Raw genomic sequence first — 20,426 nt, forward strand, 5'->3', positions numbered from 1 at the left:
TAAATGTCTCGGTCATTGAGAGCGTTAGACGCAAGCCAGCCTCGGAGAAATACCCGTCTTGCATCATGAATAATTAAGAGATGCAGCCTAAAGTACTTTGAATGTACTCTGTTGAATATGCACAGATCAGCACGATATGGGGTGGAACAGATGGCGGATGTTATCGGGGAGCAGGAGAGTCAAAGCAGTCGTTACCGCCAGATAGCAGAACAGATCAAGCAGGCTATTCATGCGGGCACGCTGCTGCCAGACAGCCGCTTACCGTCGGTACGCACGCTGGCCACGCAATATAATGTCAGCCTGACGACGGCGTTGAAAACATTACGCACGCTGGAGGATGAGCATTACGCGGTAGCACGCCCGAAGTCGGGCTTTTTGTTGCACCCCGTCTGCTGGAGAAGCATTCACGGGTAACGCTGGGTGAGCAGCCGCGTGAAGTCGCCCCGCTGGATGAGCAAACTGAGCTGCATTTGGCGATGGTCGGCTCAGATTGCCGCGTACGCCTTGATTTGGCGAACGGTGACAGCGCGCTCTATCCCGTGAAGAAAATCGGCTTGCTGATGCGCCAGATGGGTTACAGCAAACCGGCGCTTTTGGGTAACACGGTAAAAGGCACTGGCTACGCGCCGCTGAAAACCGAGATCGCCCGTCGGGCGGTCGATTACGGCTGCAACATCAACACGGATGATATTCTGATCACCAACGGCTGCATCGAAGCGATTTCACTGTCGCTGCGTGCAACCGTCAAACCCGGCGATATCGTGGCGGTGGAATCGCCCTGCTATTTCGTCTTATTGCAGATGCTGCGTAATCTTGATCTGCGAGTCATTGAAGTCGAAGCCGGGCCAGAAGGCTACGTTAACGTAGAAAAGTTAACGGGTCTGTTTCGCCGTAAAGCAGTGAAAGCGTTTCTTACGCTCTGCAACATCAACAACCCATTGGGAAAAAGCATTCCCAACGAACAGAAAGCGTACATTGCGCGCCAGGCCGACGAAAATGATGTGGTGATCATTGAGGATGATATTTTTGGTGATACCGCGTTTGGTGAACGCCGGCCCTTTCCCATGCGGGCCTTTAGCCCGAATGTCATTTTGTGCAGCGGCTTCTCGAAAACCGTGGCGCCGGGGATCCGCATCGGCTGGGTTCACAGCGTGAATTTCATGCGCAAAATTGCCTCGCTGAAATATACCTCCACCATGGGCACGTCAGTGCTGTCCCAGGCGGCGGTTGCAGAACTGCTGCGCAGCGGCGGCTACGATGCGCACCTGCGCAAGCTGCGACGTGAGCTTTCATCACAAATCAGCAAAATGCGTCAGTCGGTGCTACGCGAGTTTCCGGTTGGCACGCGCGTTTCTGAGCCAGAAGGCGGTTATGTCTTGTGGGTAGAGATGCCGGTTAACGCCTTAAATGTGCGAGCACTGTTTTTAAAAGCGCGCAATGCGGGCATTGGCATTGCGCCGGGGCATATTTTCGCCACCGATGACCGCTACGATCACTGCTTTCGGCTGAATGCCGGCTTCGGCTGGAACGCCGAAGTCGAGCAAGCCATTCGTCAGCTGGCACAATGGTGCCAACAATCGTTGATCGAAAAGCAGGTTTAGTCGCGCCAGGCGTCTTCTACTTCTTCCGCCAGAATCTGTATCGCACGCTCGATATTGCTGGCATCCGGGACATAGTTCATACGCATACACTGGTGCGTGTGCGGCCATTCATGTTCAAGCCCGGGGAAGAAGAAATGGCCTGGCACCATCAGTACGCCACGCGCTTTGAGTCGTTGATAAAGCGTTTCCGTGCTGATCGGCAAATCGCGGAACCAAAGCCAGAGGAAAATCGCGCCTTCGGGTTTATGGATCAGGCAGCGATCTTCCGATAAATAGCGACGAATAATGGTGATCGTCTGTGAAACTTTATCCTGATAAAACGGCTTGATCACCTCTTCTGACACGCGCAGCAGATCGCCACGACGAATCATTTCACAGGCAATGGCCGGGCCGATGCCGCCCGGCGCCAGGCTAATAATGCCGTTCATGTTGCCAATTGCACTGATGGTTTTTTCGTCGGCAATGATAATGCCGCAGCGCGCCCCCGGCAGACCCAGCTTGGATAAACTCATGCAGAGAATGATGTTGGGATTCCACAACGGACGTGCATCGCTGAAGATAATGCCGGGAAAAGGCACACCATAAGCGTTATCGATCAGCAGCGGAATATCGTGTTGCTGCGCCAGTACATCCAGCTTCAATAACTCTTCGTCGGTAATAACATTACCGGTTGGGTTGGTGGGACGCGAGACGCAAATCAGTCCCACATCCTCATTCATCGGGAGATGTTCGAAATCGACGTGATACTTAAACTGGCCTGCTGGCAACAGTTCGATATTCGGTTTCGCCGAGACAAATAATCCTTCATCCAGCCCGGCATCAGCATAGCCGAGATATTCCGGTGCCAGCGGGAACAGCACGCGCTTTTTGCTGCCATCGGCGCGACGTCCAGCGAACAGATTAAACAGATAGAAAAAAGCGCTTTGGCTGCCGTTGGTCAGCGCAATATTTTCTGCGCTGATGGGCCAGCCCAGCTTTTCGCGCAGCAGTTTTGCCAGCGCTTCCAGCAAAACAGCCTTACCACGTGGGCCATCGTAATTGCAGAGCGCTTCGCTCAGCTTGCCTTCATCATGCATCTGTTGCAGCAGTTGCTGAAAATAGTCGTTCATAGCCGGGATCTGCGCGGGATTACCGCCGCCAAGCATGATGGTGCCGGGCGTGCGCAAGCCTGCGCCCATGTCTTCCATCAAACGTGAGATACCGGAATTTTGTGTAAATTTGTCGCCGAATTGAGAAAAAGCCATAGCGGTTAAAAATTTGTAATAACGAATGGGGATCCACCATAACGCCCGCCAGTGGCGGGCGCAATGGGAAGGCGCTTGGATTACTTCAGCGCCTGCGGGTTTACGCAGTTTTTCTCAACGTTGCCGCTCAGTGCAGCGATCAAATTTTCCACCGCATCCTGCATCATGCCGTAGCGGGTTTCGTGGGTGGCTGAACCAATGTGCGGCAGCGTCACGACGTTAGGCAGTTTCAACAGCGGCGAATCTGGCGAGACCGGTTCTTGCTCAAACACATCCAGACCAGCAGCGTGGATCGTCCCGTTCTGTAACGCAGTAATCAGCGCATTCTCATCCACCACCGGGCCACGTCCGGCATTAATCAGTACCGCGCTCGATTTCATTAATTTAAGCTGTTCAGCGCCAATCATATGGTGCGTCTGCTCAGTCAACGGCAGGCTGATACAGACAAAATCACTCTCTTTCAGCAGCGTTTCCAGATCGCAGCGCTGGGCGTCAAAGCGTGTTTGCGCTTCTTCATGTTCGCGGCGAGCGTTATAGAGCACCTTCATACCAAAACCAAAGTGCGCACGCTGCGCCAGCGCCATGCCGATGCGGCCCATGCCGAGAATTCCCAGTGTTTTGTGGTGTACATCAATGCCAAACAGATCCGGGCCAATGCTTTGCTGCCATTTACCTGCCTTCACCCACGCATCCAGCTCGGTGACGCGGCGGGCGCTGCTTAATACCAGCGCCATCATGGTATCGGCAACGGTTTCGGTCAGTACGGTCGGCGTGTGCATCAGCACCACGTGACGCTGATTCAATGCATCGACATCAAAGTTGTCATATCCCACCGAAACGCTGGAGCAGACACGCAGTTTTGGCATTTTCGCCAGTAAGTCACCATTCACTTTGCCGCCAGATCCCAGTAAACCTTCTGCCTGTTGCAAGGCATCTGCATATTGCTGTTGGCTTTCTGGCGACAAATCGTTGATTTCAGTCACCGCGCAGTGTTCGTCGAGGCGGGCGCGCAAATCGTCGGGCAGGCTTTTGTACAGAATCACAGATGGTTTCATCAATTGCTCCCTGTAAATGAGTGACGGGCGACACACAGGTCGCCCGGAAAAATACGCTTAGCGCTTACGCTTTCAGGCGTGTTTCGCACCATGTAGCGGCGGCGTTTTGTTTTGTGCTGGTTTGACGATTAACGTCAACCAGACTGAAACCAACAAGGCACCGCCCATAAAGATGTAGGAGGCTGACGGGCTACCGGTCGCTCCATTAAGATAGCCGACAACCCAGGATCCCAGGAAGGAACCGAGTGCGCCCATGCTGTTGATCAGCGCCATCGCGCCACCCGATACGTTGCGAGGCAGCATTTCAGGGATAATGGCGAAGAACGGACCGTAAGGGGCATACATCGCAGCACCCGCAATCACTAACAGCGCATAAGAGAGCCAGAAATTATCTGAACCCACCAGATATGAACCGAGGAAAGCCAGCGCACCAATCAACAACAGCGGCCAAACAAATAGCTTACGGTTTTGTGTCTTATCCGAAGCCCAGGAGACTACCACCATCGCAATGGTCGCTGCCAAATACGGTACCGCCGACAACCAGCCCGCTTCAACCATGCCCATTTGCGTACCGTTACGCAGAATCGACGGTAGCCACAGCACGAAGCCATACACGCCGATGCTCCAGGCGAAGTATTGCAAACACAGGATAATCACGTTGCGGTTACGGAAGGCTTCACCGTAGTTACGTACCGCTTTGATATTCTCTTGCTCTTTCTGTAATTCAGCCTGTAAGGCCGCTTTTTCCGCTTCACTCATCCAGCGCGCCTGCGCCGGCTTATCTTGCACCAGGAACCACCAGGCAACGGCCCAGATCACCGCCGGAATTCCCTCAAAGATAAACATCTCGCGCCAGCCGAACGATTCAATCAAATAACCGGAAACCACCGACATCCACAGTACCGTGACCGGATTACCTAAAATCAAAAAGGTGTTTGCCCGCGAACGTTCTGACTTGGTAAACCAGTTGCTGATGTAAATCAGCATTGCAGGCATAACCGCGGCTTCCACCACGCCAAGAATAAAGCGAATGGCCGCCAGCATCGGAATGTTGCTTACTACCCCGGTCAGCGAGGCGCAGCCGCCCCACAAAATCAGGCACCAAAAATCAGTTTTTTCACGCTACGGCGTTCAGCGTAAATGGCGCCGGGGATCTGGAAAAAGAAGTAGCCGAGGAAGAACAGCGCGCCAAGCAGCGACGACATGCCTTTGGTAATGCCCAGGTCGTCGTTAATGCCTGCCGCAGAGGCAAAGCTAAAATTCGCACGATCCAGGTACGCCAGACTGTAGGTGATAAACACGATGGGCATGATGAACCACCAGCGTTTAGGCGCAATTGTCTGCTTTTTCATAGAAAAACCCTCTGTCAAAGCGATTGAGATGCAGGTTAGTATTCGCCCAATTGCTGACGCGTCGGCAAACCTTCGCTGTCGCCAATCACCTGAATCGCCAAAGAACCAATTTTGTTACCGCGGCGAATCGCCTGCGGTAGCGTTTTACCTTCCAGCAGCGCGCTAATGACGCCAACCGCAAAACCATCTCCAGCGCCGACGGTATCCACCACGTTGTCGACCAAAATGGCTTCTACCTGCCCTTTTTCGCCCTCCGCAGTTTTAAACCATGCGCCGTCACAGCCGGTTTTGATCACCACCGCTTTCACCCCTTTATCGAGGTAGAAGTCAGCGATAGCTTCCGGTTGACGATGGCCGGTTAAAATCAGCCCTTCATTTTCACCTGGCAGCACCCAATCGGCATATTCCGCTAAATGGTTAAGCTGCTTACGCATTTCATTTTCGCTGCGCCATAAAACGGGACGCAGGTTGGGATCGAAAGAGATCGTTTTGCCGCGTGCACGCATCTCTTTTGCCGTGTGTTTCAACAGCGCTAATGAACTGTCAGAAATCGCCGCCGCCACGCCGCTCAGATGCAGATGGCGCGCAGAGCCAAAATAGTCGTGATTAAAATCTTCCACCGAAAGGTGACTGGCTGCCGAGCCTTTACGAAAATACTCCACCAGCGGGTCAGAACCATCGTCCACTTTTGACTTAAGCTGAAAGCCGGTCGGATAGCGTTTATCACAGGCTACCTGCTGATGATCGATGCCTTCTTTATCAAGTTGCTGGCAGATGAAGCGACCAAAGGTGTCATCACCGACACGGCTTACCCAGCCGACCTTCAAGCCGAGACGCGCCAGACCGATTGCCACGTTAAGTTCTGCGCCAGCCGCGCGTTTTACAAACGTTTCAGCAGCGGCCAGATCGCCGGTCTCACGCGCAACGAACATTGCCATCGCTTCGCCGATGGTCACAACGTCAAGCATGCCGGTTTGATGCGTTGTCATGTTTACTCCTTAAACGTTGCGCAGTAGCGCCACGTAATGACGTGTGACGGCCAACAAATCATCGCCTTCCAGCGGAAATTCAATACCGCGCGGTGCATTTTCTGGCAGCTTTTTCAACAGGTTAAGCCAGCTCTCATCCGCGTCGTCCAGCGCAATAGCGCGGAAGCTGTCGCCTTGCGCGACCGCCGCTTTAACATGGATATAGCTGACATACGCACCCAACTCAGCGGCAGCTTGCTCGGCGTTTTCTTGTGTCCAGCACCAGTTAGCCATATCGAACGTCATGCTAATGGGTAAATCTGCTTCGCTGACCGCAGCGAAAAACGCTGAGACGGCGCCAGCTTGCCCTGTTCAGTTTGATCGTTTTCTACCGCCAGCTGGATATCGCTGCTGGCAAGAAGTGTACGCAGCTGCTCGGTTGGCAGCGTTTGGAAGTTGCCCAATGCAATTTTCAAACGCTGAGCCTTCAACTGCTGCGCTTCTTCAAAGTAGTTCGTCAGCTGAGGATTTAATCTGCCGTCGTCACAAAACAGCGTATCGGGTACGGAATAGCTGGTACGTAACTGATGCTGCTCAATGGCTTTAGCCAGCGCAGGCAAGTCAGCCAGCGTGGCGTCATCAAACAGTTCGCGGCGGATTTCAACACCGTCTGCACCAGCCTGTTGAATGATCGGCAATAAGGCTAACTGACCACCAAGTGCGGCGATCTGCTGATGCCCATAGGCGGCGGTAACGACGATGATTTCTGCTTTCATGTTTTGCTCCTGCGGGGACATTCCCGTAACGAATATAAAAACGTTAGATGGAACCGGTTCCAAAGCAAAGAAGCAAAACTTGAAATTATGATCGTGCTCACGAAGTGAGCACGGCGTGACGGGAAAGAGTCTTAAAAATTAGGGCAAACGCTGGCTGGAACCGCGGATAATCAGTTCACCGGGAAAAACCTGTTCAACGATCGGCAGATCGTTGCTTTGAATACGGGCGATTAAGCGCTCCAGCGCTGCATAACCAATCTGCCAGGTCGGCTGTTTCAAGGTCGTGATGCCGACACCCGCTAAAGCGGCCCATTCCAGTTCATCAAAACCGAGTAGACCAATCTCATCGCCCCAACGCAGATTAATGCGTTGCAGAGCACGCGCGACTTGCAGGGTTAACGCGCCGTTAGCCGCCATCACCGCACTGCGCTTGCCCGCATGACGCTGGTAGAAAGCATTCAGGGCTGCATCCATTTCAGCGGGCTGATGCAGCGGCACTTCAGCGTTTTCATGCTGTATATGCGGGTAATCAGCGAGCACTTTTCGAAATGCCTGCAAACGCTCGCGACGCGTATTGACGCTGCCTAGCGGTTCGCTGAGAAACAGCAAGGCGTCATAACCGTTATCCACCAAATGACGCGTCGCCGTTTCAGCAGCTTCGGCATTATTCAGCCCAACCACATCACACGCAAAGTCAGGAATTTTACGGTCAATCAGGACCATCGGCAGCAAAGATTGTTGCAGGCGACTCAATACTTCTTCACGCATCCCAACGGCGTTGACCACAATGCCTTCCACCTGATAACTGCTGAGCAATTGCAAATAATGCTGCTCCAGATCCACTTCGTTATTGGTGTTACACATCAGCAAGGTAAAGCCACATTCACGACAGGCCGCTTCAATGCCGCACATCACGTCCACAGAGTAGGGATTGGTGATATCGGCGATGATCAAACCAATTAGCCGGGTTCGGCCACGTTTTAGGCCGCGCGCCATCTGACTTGGGCTGTAGCTCAGGTCAGCAATAGCCTGCTCAATGCGGGCCTTGAGATCCACAGAAAGGAGATGTTGTTCACCGTTCAGATAGCGAGAAACGCTGGTTTTTCCGGTTCGTGCCGCGTGAGCAACATCGCTGATAGTGGCGCGAGGCGGCCTGGTTTTCATGAAATACCCTGCTAAGTAAGAATCAGGCAGAGACTAGCACAGCCGAAGCCGGTCGCAAAAACCGTTATGCGTGGGCCTGCAACTGTAGCCACGGCTGCCAGAGGGTTTGTAACTGGTTTAATGGCGCACCATCAAGCAGGGATAAAACCATCTCCGCGACCCGTTCACCGATTTCCTTGTTCGAGGCCTGCCGGATAGCAATAATCGGCTGATCGAGAATCGCATCACGCGGCAGACCATCCCAGGCAATCAACGTGACGGCATTGTCGCCCAGCAAACGGCCCGCTTGCTGGAGCGCCATCGCCGCGCCTTCCGCAAGTGGACTGCAATCGGTAATGATGGCCTGTGGCAGCTTGCCTTGCGCCAGCCAGGCGCAGGTTTGCTGATAGCCGCATCGCCGCGAAGGCGCAACCGCAGCCATAGCAAACGGTGGAATCTGGCCCAGAGCATCCAAATAACCCTGACGCCTGTCGCGCACAAACGTGCAGGGTTCGTTGCCGCCAAGCCAGGCAATCTGTTGCAGATTATTTTTCAGGCAATGATTTACCGCCAGCTGCGAACCGGCGTAGTTATCCACATCAAACCAGGCATAGGTTTGTGGTAAATCGCTGCGCCCCATGGCTAAAAAGTTAAAGCCCTTTTGTTGCAGTTGCAGTAAGCGCGGATCTTGCGGCGTGGTGTGAGTCACGATAATGGCGTCTACCGCACGGCTTCGCAGCATACGCGTTAAGGTAGGTTGGCTTTCTTTTGGCTTATTGGCGAGCAGGAGTAAGTCAATTTCATGGCGGGAAAGGCACTGATCCAGCGTCAGTAATATCTCGCTGAAGAAGCCATCACTCAATGGCGGCGCGCTGACCGGATACACTAAACCCACCGCATTAGCCCGGCCTGTTTTCAGGTGACGAGCCGCCGCATTAGGGCGATAGCCGCGTCGGCGAGCTTCCTCTTCCACGCGCTGACGCGTTTCCTGCGCCACATCCTCGTAACCATTCAAAGCACGGCTTACGGTTGTCACTGAAAGACCTAATAGGGAAGCAATGGCTTTAAGCGACATGATGCGTTACTCACAGTTCGGATTTTGATCACGCTAGCATAAAGTTTAACCTGGCTCTATGTATCGGCACCTAACTGGAACTTATTGCGCACTTTTTACTCAAAGTTGTCTGAAAATGAGGTGAACATTAACGGTGTGCCCCCGGTTAAGAGGGCGACACAATTAACCAAGCGGCGTCAACGTAATCTCTACACGACGGTTCTGGGCTTTTCCGTCTTCCGTGCTGTTGCTGGCGATAGGATTGTCAGGTCCCGCACCTTGAGTACGTAAACGATTATTCGCGACGCCCTGTCCAATCAACGTGCTGGCTACGCTTTCAGCGCGCTGCTGCGATAAACGCATATTCAGCGCACGCGTGCCGGTACTGTCGGTATAACCCACTACGTTAACAGCTGTTTTTGGATACTCTTTCAGGACCATTGCCACGCCAGACAGCGTATTGGTTCCCGCCGCTTTCAGGCTGCTGCTGTTGGAATCAAAGGTGACATTGTTTGGCATGTTAAGCATGATGTTATCACCCTGACGCGTCACGCTGACGCCCGTACCGCGCATCTTGTCGCGCAGTTTGGCTTCCTGTACATCCATGTAATAACCGACACCGCCACCCAAGGCTGCGCCACCCGCAGCGCCAATCAACGCGCCTTTACCACGATCTTTCTTCGATGATGAAAGCACGCCTACGCCCGCGCCAACCAGTGCACCGAGGCCAGCACCCATGCCCGATTTACCCGCCTGAGATTCGCCGGTATAAGGATTGGTAGTACAGCCTGACAGGGCCAGGCTGCCGCTCAGTAACAAGGTAATCGCTAATAAATTTTTCTGCATTTTCGTTCCTTTACACTCTTCACAGTGGAGAAATGTCTCCTCTAAAACGGATCGATTATGCCGTGGAATGATGAGTAAAGGCGTGAGGGAAAGTCTTATTTTGTAAACAATGGCCGCTAAAGGTTATCGGGATGGCAGAAACAGGTCGTTTGATGATCGTTAATCAGCCCGCAAGCCTGCATAAATGAATAACAGATTGTCGGGCCGATGAATTTAAAACCACGCGCTTTTAAGGCTTTGGAGAGCGCAATAGCCTGCTCTGACGTGGTAGGCGCTAAGCGGTAATCGGCGTGATGATGAACAATTGGCGCATTATCAACAAATTCCCAGACGAAACGGGCAAAATCTTCACCCTTTGCTTCCATTGCCAGATAAGCACGCGCGTTGGTAATAATGGCTGAAATCTTGCCGCGATGGCGAATGATGCCGCTGTTTAGCAGCAGTTGCTCGATATCATCCTCATTCATTAAGGCCACGATTTGCGGATCAAACTGACCAAAAGCTTCCCGATAATTTTCGCGCTTTTTTAGCACGGTAATCCATGACAATCCCGCTTGCTGCCCTTCCAGACACAACATTTCAAACAGCATTTTTTTGTCAGTTTGCGCGATTCCCCACTCTTTATCGTGGTACGCCAGATAGAGCGGATCCTGTGTTACCCAGCCACATCGTTGCATCGTAGTAATCCTGGTTGTATGAAAATTTTATCGAGACCCTTGATCTTAGGGACAATCGGTTAATAGTTAAACGACAGGCGCAATAACGATCCTTTAATCAAAGCGCCCGATCATTCCTTCAGCCTCGCCTGGAGAATTCATGTTGCAGAAAAGTCCGTGTACAGGCCAGCACTATCCAGTGCGGCTTTTTTGTAGTGCGTTGCTTTTAGCGATCATTCAACCTGCCTTTGCATGGGGTGGCGACTTTGCCCTGCATGACAATCAAAGTTCTACGGTCATCCCTCCCGACTACAACACCATTTTGGCGGAAAAAATCTCTCGCACTCCATTGGAGTTTACCGACGAGCAGCAAGGATTATGGGATGCAGCACTCAATGCGCCGGCATCGATCCCAATGGCATTGCGTAGCGAACCCGGCAGTGTTGGGGCAACGCCGCTTGGCACCCGTTTTAGTGCAGGCTGGGATTTGCCAATCAATCACTCGTTTACGACCGGTCCGGTGGCGCAATATGCTGTTGATCAGCGCCCGCTCACTTGCCCACAATGTGATTTCAGTGAGCGGCCTAATCACGATCAGGTGGCGAGTGTCGGCTGGCGCGTCGATTCAAAGTTAGGCTGGATTACGCCTTGGGCTCAGCTCAGTTACAGTCATCAGCTCGTGGAGGAGAATCTTAATTACCGTGCTGAAGACGATCCCAACAATCGTCAGGAGAATTGGGTAGACGTCAGCGTCGGGGCGCATATGCCGCTTAATAATAATCTGGCGGCTTTCGCCTCTTTTTCTCAAACCGATGCGCTGAATACCGGTGAACAGTTCATTTATAGTCTGGGTGTAAGCGCCAGCTTTTAAGGTGCGGCATAAAATGAGAAGGCGCGCGTGCTGAATAAAATATAATGAGCGCGCTAATCATAATACTGGTAACACTATGCGTGAAAATTTGACAATTATTGGCCGTGAAATGGCCGTTTTTATATTTGCAGCACTTTTCCTTATTTTGATGGTGGCGCCGATCTATATCGACGTTGCCTGGATGAATGATGCGCTGCATGAAACCTCCTTAACGGAAACCACCCAGGAAGCGTTACTGGCCATTGTGGCCGTGCTGTTCTTTGCTGCGGCGTACCAACGCCCTGAGCAGCGTGGCGCTTTAACCCTGATCGGCGGCTTTTACAGCTGTATGCTGATTCGCGAACTCGATTTCCTGTTTGACATTATTCATCACGGGAGCTGGGTATGGTTTTCGCTGGCCGTGACGGCTGGTTGCCTTGCCGTTGCGATTCGCTCACCGAAACGTACTCTGCAAGGTCTGGCGAATCTGCTGCAAAATCGCAGTTGGCCGGTAATGGCGAGCGGCTTTTTAGTCGTGCTGGTGTTTTCACGCCTGTTTGGTACGCATTATTTGTGGGAACACATGATGATGGATGGCTACAACCGCGTAGTAAAAAATATGGCGGAAGAAGGCACCGAATTGCTGGGATACAGTTTGTGCACGCTGGCGTCGGTACGTTATTTATGGCAAACCCGCCCGGTAACAGCCGCAGTTAGCGAGCCAGTCTTAAAACCCATGGCTTCTCATCGCAGCAAAGCGACGCCCATCACGTCGTCCTAAACGCCTCAGCGCTTTTTGAGCGATTCTGCGCGTTAAAAAAGGTACAATATGCACTTCTGCGTCGGACAGGTCATCTCTCCGGCGCAACGTGTTTGCTAACGTCAGGTCTCTTCATGTCAGTCAAAATCTTAACGTCAACGCTTATTGGCCTGGATGCTTTCCGTCAGGATCCACTTAACGCCCTTCAACAGGCTGACAAAGGCACGCTGGCGGTGTTAGAAGATTATGCGCCGGTGATGTACGCCATCACGCCGGAGCGTTTGGCGCAGCTCTTAGCGCTGGAAGCCGCCATACAGCAACCCAATGACGTGGCGCTGGATGACAGCCTGTTTAACGATGCGCCCGCCGCGATTCATACGCCGGTCGGCAAGTTTGCCATGTACGATGGCTGGCAACCGGACGCTGATTTTTCACGCCAAGCCGCCATTTGGGGCGTCGCACTCAGCGAATCGGTGACCGCCTCGGAGCTGGCTGCATTTGTCGCCTATTGGCAAGCAGAAGGCCGATTATTCCATCATGTTCAGTGGCAGCAAAAGCTGGCGCGTAGTATACAGATGAATCGCGCCGCTAACGGCGGGCAGCCTAAGCGTGACATTACGCAGTTGCCCAATCCCGACCGTACTATTCCCGATGGTTTCCGAGGTGAGTAATGAAAACGCCGACCGATCTCTTTAGCCGTCTGAAAAAAATGATGCCTGCCGGCACCCAACCTAAATTCACCAGCGGTGAAGATCTGCTGGCATGGAATCAGGAGCAAGGCCGCTTGCGTTCTGAAGCCATTGTGCGCGAAAACCGCGCGATGAAAATGCAGCGCATCATGGGCCGCTCCGGCATTCGCGAACTGCATATGAACTGCTCATTCGATAACTATCGCGTTGAGAATGAAGGCCAGCGCAAAGCGCTCGAACTGGCGCGACAATATTGCGCAGAGTTTGACGGCAGTATCGCCAGCTTTGTTTTTTCCGGCCGTCCTGGCACAGGTAAAAACCATTTAGCCGCAGCCATTGGTAACGATTTAATTTTACGCGGTAGAAGTGTGTTAATCGTTACGGTCGCCGATCTGATGTCCAGCATGAAAGGCACGTTTAGCGGCACCAGCGATATCACCGAAGAGCGGCTGATTCAGGATCTCAGCAGCGTCGATCTGCTGGTGATCGATGAAATTGGAATGCAAAGCGAATCACGTTACGAAAAAGTGATTATTAATCAGATTGTTGATCGTCGATCCTCATCAAAACGTCCTACCGGTATGTTGTCCAATCTCGACCACGCAGGTATGAATACTTTGCTGGGAGAAAGGGTGATGGATCGCATGCGCCTGGGCAACAGCCTTTGGGTGCGCTTCGACTGGGAAAGCTATCGCAGCCGGGTTCGCGGCGACGAATATTAAATCTTACTGCCCGCTTCGTCGGGCAGTTTTATTTCAGCCGCTGCCGTTTTAAAGTGCAGCGGGCAGACAGCATCACCTTCCATTTCCAATAACCGTGCCAGGACGCTGTTATCCTGACCAGAGATAAATCCCTTAATGCCGACGACGCTGCTGTGTTCGTTGGGCAGCCCTTCTGGAATCTGCGATGAACGTGCTTGATTATGCGGTAATGGCGCTGTATGCCCTGATGATCGTACTCATTACGCTATGGGCGATGCGGAAAGTGGGCAGCACGCGCGACTTTTTTACCGCTGGCGGCAAAATGCCATGGTGGCTTTCTGGCGTCTCGCATCATATGTCTGGTTACAGCGCCGCCGTCTTTGTCGCCTATGCCGCCGTTGCCTATAACATGGGCATCACGCTCTATTTCTGGTGGGCTTTGCCCATCTCCATCGCAGTATTCATTGGCTCACGGGTGTTTGCGCCACGTTGGGCGCGTTTGCGCATCCACATGAATATTGAATCGCCAATGGAATATCTCGTCACGCGCTACAATTTGCCAACGCAGATGGTGCTGGCGTGGAGCGGCGTACTGCTGAAAACCTTTGATGTCGGCGCCAAATGGGCAGCTATCGCAATCATCATCAACGTATTTACCGGTATTGATCCGATCATCGGAATTTGTCTTTCTGGCGCTTTGAGCCTGTTTTATACCGTAATGGGCGGATTGTGGGCTGATGCCTGCAACGATTTTGGTCAGTTCATCGTGCAGTTTGTGGCGGCGATTGTCATGCTCATCGCCGTTGCCCTGCATTTGGGCGGTTTTCATGCTTTATTGTCCATCTGGGATCATTTGCCAGTCGGTCACACGCAAATCGTGCAGGAACCCTACACGCTGGGGTTTATTTTTGCCTATTTCATTATTTACACGCTGAGCTACAACGGCGGCACCTGGAATTTGGCGCAGCGGTTTATTGCTGCTTCTGGGGTCGCGAAGCGCGTAAAGCCGCCCTGCTTTCATCCGCGCTTTTCCTGATCTGGCCGCTGGTGCTGTTCTGGCCGATGTGGGCTGCTCCACTGCTCTATCCTGATCTTGCCGATCCGTCGCGTGCTTATTCACTGATGGCAATGGAATTGCTGCCCAATGGCTTAGTCGGCCTGGTGTTGGTCGCTATGTTTACACATACGCTCTCAATGACCTCGTCTGATGCCAATGCCATCACCGCCGTTGTTACTCGCGATATTCTGCCCGGCATGATGCCGAACCTTTTCCAGCGCGGTAAAAGCTCTTTGCTGGTGGCGCGTCTCACCGCGTTTCTGTTCATTATTCTGACGTTGATTATCGCGATAAATGCCAGCCACTTTGGCGGCGTTTTATCGCTACTGATTATCTGGTTTGGTGGCCTGGTCGGCCCCATTTCTATCCCTATGCTGCTCGGTTTGCTTCCGTGGTTTCGGCGCAGCGGCAGCGCGGCGGCGCTCACGAGTTGGGCCATTGGCGTTACGACCTTTTTCTACGTGAAGTTTGTATTGAACGATGTTAGTACCGCCACGCAGGTTGCCGCGCCCGTGCTCTCTTCACTGGTGCTGTTCACCGTAATGGGCTGGATGCGGCGCTCACCCGTTGATCCACAAGTTGATGCACTTCTCCACGCACTTAATAGCGATCAGGGCATGCCGGAAAAATCGCGCTGGCCACAGGAAAGCTCCGTTTCGCCAGAGCGTTAATTGTGTAATGCCACAGCGATCGCCGCCGGTTATTGGGCGTTGTGTGAAACAGGGCATAAAAGTGTGGGGTGACGAATGCACAGACGCTGATACACTGAAACTCTTCTCTTCTGTTGAGTGAATGCGTCATGAAAGCCAGTGGCAAAGGGCCAGCATTATTGCGGCTAAATAACCAAAAGCGGGTGATGACGCAACTGCGCAGGATGCGCGTAACGTCACGCCAGGATCTCGCCCAAACCCTGTCGCTCAGTAAAAACACGGTTTCGTTGATCATTGATGACCTGTTGGAACAGGATCTTATCGAGGAGTTAGGCCCGGTCAGCGTGGCGACCGCAGGACGACCAAAGATTGAAATCACGCTGCGCCCGGAAAAGTTAAAAAGTGCTGGCGTGATGGTAGAGCGTAATACCATTCACTGGCGCGTCTGTGACTATTTTTCACAGGTACTTGCTGAAGAAACGCTACGCACTGACACCAGTAATCCCACCAAACTGCTGGCTGAACTGGCAATGGTTTGTCGTGAGATCAGCGATAAATTCCCCGACTTATTGGGCATCGGGCTGGGCTTCCCCGGCATTGTCGATCCGCAACGCGGCTGGATGCACCTTTCTACCCATCTCGGCTGGCAGGATGTCGATCTGCTCACCTCTCTGCGCAAACATGTCCGTATGCCTATCCGCGTCATGAATAACGTGAAAGCGGCAGCGCTGCTCTCTGTGCAGCAACTTGCGCTGACGACAGAAAGCAGCCACTTCTATCTGCGCATTTCGGAAGGTATTGGCGGTGCGTTAGTGCAGGATGGTGAGGTCTTTACCGGCAATAGCTGGACGGCGGGAGAAGCGGGCCATTTAACCGTACAGCCAAACGGTCCCCGTTGCAGCTGTGGCCGACAAGGTTGCCTGGAAGCTCTGATTAGCCAACCGGCGATAAAACAACAGCTGGCTCAACGTCAGCCGGGCTTAACCTGGCAAAATCGAGAAAGCGCCCCAAAAATTGTGAATGAAGTGATGATGCAGGCGGGAAGTTTTCTGGGTAAGGCGCTGAGTCAAATCATGCTGCTGCTTAATCCGGCCAGCATCGTGATTGATTGCCCATGGAGTGCACATCTCGGGTTTTGCGAGGCAGTCAGCGGCGTGGCAGAGTCCAGCGCATTGGCTTTTACCTATCAACATACCGATCTGCATTTTCTGCAAACCCGGCTTAACCCGGCAAATGGATTGGCGCTAGCTGTGCTTGAGCAGTATGAGCAGCGAGTCAGTTAATCCATTCATTTTTCAGAGAAAGGGCAGCTTTCGCTGCCCTTTTATCTTATGAACGCGACTGATTAGCCGGTTCATTCACCAGAACGCCTTCCTCAGCCTCAACATTAAATTTCTCCAACACGCGCGCATGGATTTTTCCAGCGGCACGCCCGCCGTTTCAGGTAAATAACGGAAGGTGAAGAAATACATGCCCACCGAGAAGATTGCGAACAGCAGCAGCGGGAAGCCACCATGGAAGACTTCAACCAGGTAAGGGTTACTGTTCATAATCGGGAACGTGGTACTGATGATGAAGTTTGCCATCGACATTGCGCAGATTGAAATGCCCACGCAGATAGCGCGAATTTCAGTTGGGAAAAGTTCACCCAGCACCGTCCAGACAACTTGTCCCCACGTGATGCCAAAGAACACCATGTAAGCGAATAAACCCACCACAGCCAGCAAGCCAGGCAAACGGTAATAAAACGCGACAAAGGTGTACGCCAGGAAGATGGCAGAAGTGATGGCCCCCATCAGCAAAAGCTTGCGACGTCCCATTTTATCAATTAATGACATGCCAATCAGCACACCCACAAACTGACAAACCGAGAGCCAGAAAGTTTGTAACAGCGCGGAATCGGTGCTGCTTGCGACATTTTTCAACAAGGTAGGACCGAAATATTGAATAACATTAATGCCGCTGATCTGGTTACCCACCGCTAATCCAATACCGATAATCAACAACGGCACGGTGGTTTTATTCAGGCGGAAGCGGGCTTTGTGCTGACTCGCGGCCTCTGTGGAGAACGAGCTTTTAATCTCCTGCAAAACGCTTTCTGCGTGATCGCGATTAGAGATTTTGCTTAGCGTATCCAGCGCCTCTTTATCTTTTCCCTTCAGAACGTTCCAGCGAGGGGATTCAGGAATGAAAGCGATAAAGAAGACAAACAGCGCACAGGGCACTAATGCGGTCGCCAGAATGTAGCGCCAGCCGATATCAATCATCATTTCTGGCAGCATCGATTTATTGATGAAGTAGTTGGTCAGCAAAACCACTGATTGCCCACCGACGCAGCACACGGCATATAACGCGGTAGTGCGACCACGAAACTTTGAAGGTGACAGCTCAGCAAGGTAAATGGGAGAAATCACCGACGCCAGACCAATCGCCAGGCCGCCGAGAATGCGGAAAGCGACAAAGGTAACGAAGTTGTGCGCGATGGCGGTGCCAACCACCGAGGCGGTAAACAGCAGCGCGGTGATCGCGAGGGATTTTTTCGGCCAAATTTATCGCTGAGTTTTGGCGCAATGAAGCAGCCCACCAGGCTACCGAGCAGAATATTTGACACGGCCCAGCCGGTTTCAGCCGGTGATAACTGAAAATATTCACTTAGCGGCTCGATTGCACCGGAAATAATCGACGAGTCATATCCCATCAGCAGGCCGCCAAATGCAGCGACCGTACAACAGAGCATGACGTATTTCATGTTGTAGCGTTTTTGCCGGGTATCCATCTTTCAAGCTCCTGTTCTCTACTGCCTGAACGTATCCAGTTCAGAAAGAGGAGTCGTTATTGTCTTCGGGTTTAGCGGCTTCAGAGTGAAAGCACACATGAAATATATTTTCTAAATCGATCAATTTGGATTAATTTTTCCAAAAGTGTGAGCGAGGTTGGAATATTTCGCGATAATAAAGATGGGAAACTATCAATTTTTGCCTTTAGGAACAGTACGATAAACAGGTAAAACCAAAAAAGAGAAAACTATCAGTGATTACAAATGATTAATCCCTGAGAAAGTAACACGCTTACTTTGCAGAAAACTAAGCCAGTATGCTTGATGAAAATTTTTATTTAGATAAATCATAAAGATAAGAAACAAGCTTTGACTGCTTCATGACGTTCAGCTCAAAAACCTGTAGCGAAAAAGAACAGAAATTAAGACGGGAATTGATTTCTCCCCAAAAAATATGAAATTATTTTTCCATTATGGAGAGAGATAAAAAGAGAGGGTTGGAAGCGTTGGCGCTGTGCATTGCTTAACAGCAGCCGAACCTGCCCAGGAACGCTGGTGGTCCCAACCAGATTTAAAATCCAGCCACCTCACCGGAGACGACGATCTGTCTTTACGATAAGGCCGCTGGGGATAGCATTCGCCAGATTGCCGACAAGACTGCGGCGGGGTTAATCACATCGCTTAAGCTCGCGCATGCGACCTTGATCAATTTCTTCACACCGTTTCAACCTGCCTACGCCATTCCAGTAGATACTGAGCGCGTCATCATTCCACGCAATAGGAGCAGGTCATGTTCATTGGCATTGATCTCGGCACGTCGGGTATCAAGGTGGTGTTAGTCGACGCGCACAGCAACGTGCTGGCCAGTCAAACGGAAAAACTCAGCGTATCCCGGCCTAAACCGCTGTGGAGCGAGCAAGATCCTGAAGCGTGGTGGCAAGCGCTAGACAGTGCAATGCAGGCGCTGAGCAAAGATCACCCTCTGCGCGACGTTAAAGCGATAGGGCTGAGTGGACAAATGCACGGTGCAACGTTGCTGGATAAGGAGTTTCGCGTGTTGCGTCCGGCCATTTTATGGAATGACGGTCGCAGCGCTGAACAGTGTCGTGAGCTGGAAGAGAGAGTGCCGAATTCACGTCACATCACCGGTAACCTGATGATGGCAGGCTTTACCGCGCCAAAGCTACTTTGGGTACAGCAGCATGAACCAGATATTTTTCGCCAGGTCTCTAAAGTGCTGCTGCCAAAGGATTATCTGCGCTGGCGTTTGAGTGGCGATTTCGCCACCGACCTTTCCGACGCGTCGGGCACGATGTGGCTGGATGTGGCGCAACGCGACTGGAGCGATGAAATGCTTCATGCCTGTAATCTGACGCGTGAGCAGATGCCGCGCCTTTTTGAAGGAAATGCGATCACCGGTACGCTGAATGCTGAACTCGCGACGCGCTGGAAGATGAACGCGGTGCCGCTGGCTGCGGGCGGTGGTGATAATGCCGCCGGTGCGATAGGCGTGGGCATGGCGGAGCCGGGGCAAGGCATGTTGTCGCTGGGCACATCCGGCGTCTATTTCGTCGTGAGCGACGGCTATCTCAGTAATCCCGAACGGGCGGTACATAGCTTTTGTCATGCATTGCCGCAGCGCTGGCATTTGATGTCGGTGATCTTGAGTGCGGCGTCATGTCTCGATTGGGCCGCCGCGCTAACCGGTTGTGAAGACGTTTCGCAATTATTAAACGAAGCGGAACAGGCCAAAACGGATGTGTCACCGCTGTGGTTTTTGCCTTATCTTTCTGGCGAGCGCACGCCGCATAACAATCCTGAAGCTAAAGGCTGTTTCTTTGGTTTCACCCACCAGCATGGTCGGGCTGAACTCGCGCGTGCCGTGTTGGAAGGCGTGGGGTTCGCGTTAGCGCAAGGCATGGATGCCGTGCATGACTGTGGCGTCACGCCAGAGAGTATTATGCTGATCGGCGGTGGCGCACGCAGCGCAATGTGGCGGCAAATGTTGGCAGATATCAGCGGACAAACGCTGGATTATTGTCACGGCGGCGACGTGGGGCCTGCATTGGGCGCAGCACGTTTGGCGCAGTTGGCGGTCGATCCTGATGCTAAGGCCTCTACATTGGTGCTGGCTCAGCGCCATCAGCCTGATGCGGAACGCTTTGCCCGTTATCAGCCAATGCGCGAGACGTTTAGCCGGTTATATCAGCAGTTACAGCCTTTAATGGCGTGAGGAAGAAGCCACTGA

At 52.5% G+C, this 20,426-nt stretch carries 15 protein-coding genes and 4 pseudogenes; 9 read left to right on the plus strand and 10 right to left on the minus strand.

All coding sequences use genetic code 11. The features are described 5' to 3' along the window. Positions 1 to 150 precede the first annotated feature (150 nt). Positions 151 to 1,601: pseudogene (locus tag KQP84_RS21690) on the plus strand (aminotransferase-like domain-containing protein). On the opposite strand, the gene KQP84_RS21695 reads toward KQP84_RS21690, so the two are convergent. The 9 genes and pseudogenes from KQP84_RS21695 to KQP84_RS21735 all read right to left on the minus strand — a co-directional run bounded on the left by KQP84_RS21695 (position 1,598) and on the right by KQP84_RS21735 (position 10,716). Then, a complete protein-coding gene (locus KQP84_RS21695; protein ID WP_215848079.1) occupies positions 1,598 to 2,845 on the minus strand; it encodes a valine--pyruvate transaminase in 1,248 nt (415 codons plus the stop codon). The pseudogene KQP84_RS21690 and the gene KQP84_RS21695 sit on opposite strands and share 4 nt — an antisense overlap. Before the next feature lie 80 nt (positions 2,846 to 2,925). Continuing rightward, complete coding sequence (gene ghrB, locus KQP84_RS21700) at positions 2,926 to 3,900, minus strand: glyoxylate/hydroxypyruvate reductase GhrB (RefSeq protein WP_215848080.1); 975 nt, start codon at positions 3,898 to 3,900, stop codon at positions 2,926 to 2,928. A 72-nt stretch (positions 3,901 to 3,972) separates the two neighbouring features. Next, positions 3,973 to 5,252 (minus strand): annotated as a pseudogene (locus tag KQP84_RS21705) (MFS transporter). A gap of 35 nt (positions 5,253 to 5,287) precedes the next feature. Continuing rightward, positions 5,288 to 6,241 carry a sugar kinase gene (locus KQP84_RS21710; RefSeq protein WP_215848081.1) on the minus strand — a complete coding sequence of 318 codons (954 nt, stop codon included), beginning with the start codon at positions 6,239 to 6,241 and terminating at the stop codon, positions 5,288 to 5,290. Between the two features lie 9 nt (positions 6,242 to 6,250). Further along, positions 6,251 to 6,996, minus strand: a pseudogene (locus KQP84_RS21715) (sugar phosphate isomerase/epimerase family protein). Positions 6,997 to 7,134: 138 nt separating this feature from the next. After that, entirely contained in the window at positions 7,135 to 8,160 is a 1,026-nt protein-coding gene (locus tag KQP84_RS21720) for a LacI family DNA-binding transcriptional regulator (RefSeq protein WP_215848082.1), read from the minus strand. 64 nt (positions 8,161 to 8,224) lie between these two features. Beyond that, positions 8,225 to 9,214 (minus strand): LacI family DNA-binding transcriptional regulator, encoded by a 990-nt coding sequence (locus KQP84_RS21725; RefSeq protein WP_215848083.1) that lies wholly within the window; start codon positions 9,212 to 9,214, stop codon positions 8,225 to 8,227. A gap of 162 nt (positions 9,215 to 9,376) precedes the next feature. Then, positions 9,377 to 10,039: an OmpA family lipoprotein gene (locus tag KQP84_RS21730; RefSeq protein ID WP_215848084.1), complete on the minus strand. Its 663-nt coding sequence runs from the start codon at positions 10,037 to 10,039 to the stop codon at positions 9,377 to 9,379. Positions 10,040 to 10,155: 116 nt separating this feature from the next. Further along, positions 10,156 to 10,716: a DNA-3-methyladenine glycosylase I gene (locus tag KQP84_RS21735; RefSeq protein WP_215848085.1), complete on the minus strand. Its 561-nt coding sequence runs from the start codon at positions 10,714 to 10,716 to the stop codon at positions 10,156 to 10,158. A gap of 139 nt (positions 10,717 to 10,855) precedes the next feature. Between KQP84_RS21735 and KQP84_RS21740 the strand changes: the two genes are divergently transcribed. The 7 genes from KQP84_RS21740 (at position 10,856) to KQP84_RS21765 (ending at position 16,685) form a co-directional block, all read left to right on the plus strand. Further along, positions 10,856 to 11,566, plus strand: coding sequence for an autotransporter domain-containing protein (locus tag KQP84_RS21740; RefSeq protein WP_215848086.1), 711 nt, complete (start codon positions 10,856 to 10,858; stop codon positions 11,564 to 11,566). A gap of 76 nt (positions 11,567 to 11,642) precedes the next feature. Continuing rightward, the gene (locus tag KQP84_RS21745; RefSeq protein WP_243079805.1) at positions 11,643 to 12,326 is read left to right on the plus strand and encodes a hypothetical protein; all 684 of its coding nucleotides are present in this window, start codon (positions 11,643 to 11,645) and stop codon (positions 12,324 to 12,326) included. 113 nt (positions 12,327 to 12,439) lie between these two features. After that, entirely contained in the window at positions 12,440 to 12,976 is a 537-nt protein-coding gene (gene dnaT, locus KQP84_RS21750) for a primosomal protein DnaT (RefSeq protein WP_215848087.1), read from the plus strand. Next, a complete protein-coding gene (gene dnaC, locus KQP84_RS21755; protein ID WP_215848088.1) occupies positions 12,976 to 13,716 on the plus strand; it encodes a replicative helicase loader DnaC in 741 nt (246 codons plus the stop codon). Before dnaT ends, dnaC begins: the two co-directional genes overlap by 1 nt. Before the next feature lie 184 nt (positions 13,717 to 13,900). Further along, positions 13,901 to 14,731, plus strand: a complete 831-nt coding sequence (locus tag KQP84_RS25600; protein ID WP_252515329.1) for a sodium:solute symporter family transporter — start codon at positions 13,901 to 13,903, stop codon at positions 14,729 to 14,731. 26 nt (positions 14,732 to 14,757) lie between these two features. Further along, complete coding sequence (locus KQP84_RS25605) at positions 14,758 to 15,423, plus strand: sodium:solute symporter family transporter (RefSeq protein ID WP_252515330.1); 666 nt, start codon at positions 14,758 to 14,760, stop codon at positions 15,421 to 15,423. Positions 15,424 to 15,551: 128 nt separating this feature from the next. After that, a complete protein-coding gene (locus KQP84_RS21765) occupies positions 15,552 to 16,685 on the plus strand; it encodes an ROK family protein (protein WP_215848089.1) in 1,134 nt (377 codons plus the stop codon). 46 nt (positions 16,686 to 16,731) lie between these two features. On the opposite strand, the pseudogene KQP84_RS21770 reads toward KQP84_RS21765, so the two are convergent. Continuing rightward, a pseudogene (locus KQP84_RS21770) lies at positions 16,732 to 18,178 on the minus strand (sugar porter family MFS transporter). Between the two features lie 790 nt (positions 18,179 to 18,968). On the opposite strand from KQP84_RS21770, the gene xylB reads away from it, so the two are divergent. Beyond that, positions 18,969 to 20,411 carry a xylulokinase gene (xylB, locus tag KQP84_RS21775; protein ID WP_215848090.1) on the plus strand — a complete coding sequence of 481 codons (1,443 nt, stop codon included), beginning with the start codon at positions 18,969 to 18,971 and terminating at the stop codon, positions 20,409 to 20,411. Positions 20,412 to 20,426 lie beyond the last annotated feature (15 nt).

Source organism: Candidatus Pantoea bituminis, assembly GCF_018842675.1.
Taxonomy (GTDB): domain Bacteria; phylum Pseudomonadota; class Gammaproteobacteria; order Enterobacterales; family Enterobacteriaceae; genus Pantoea; species Pantoea phytostimulans.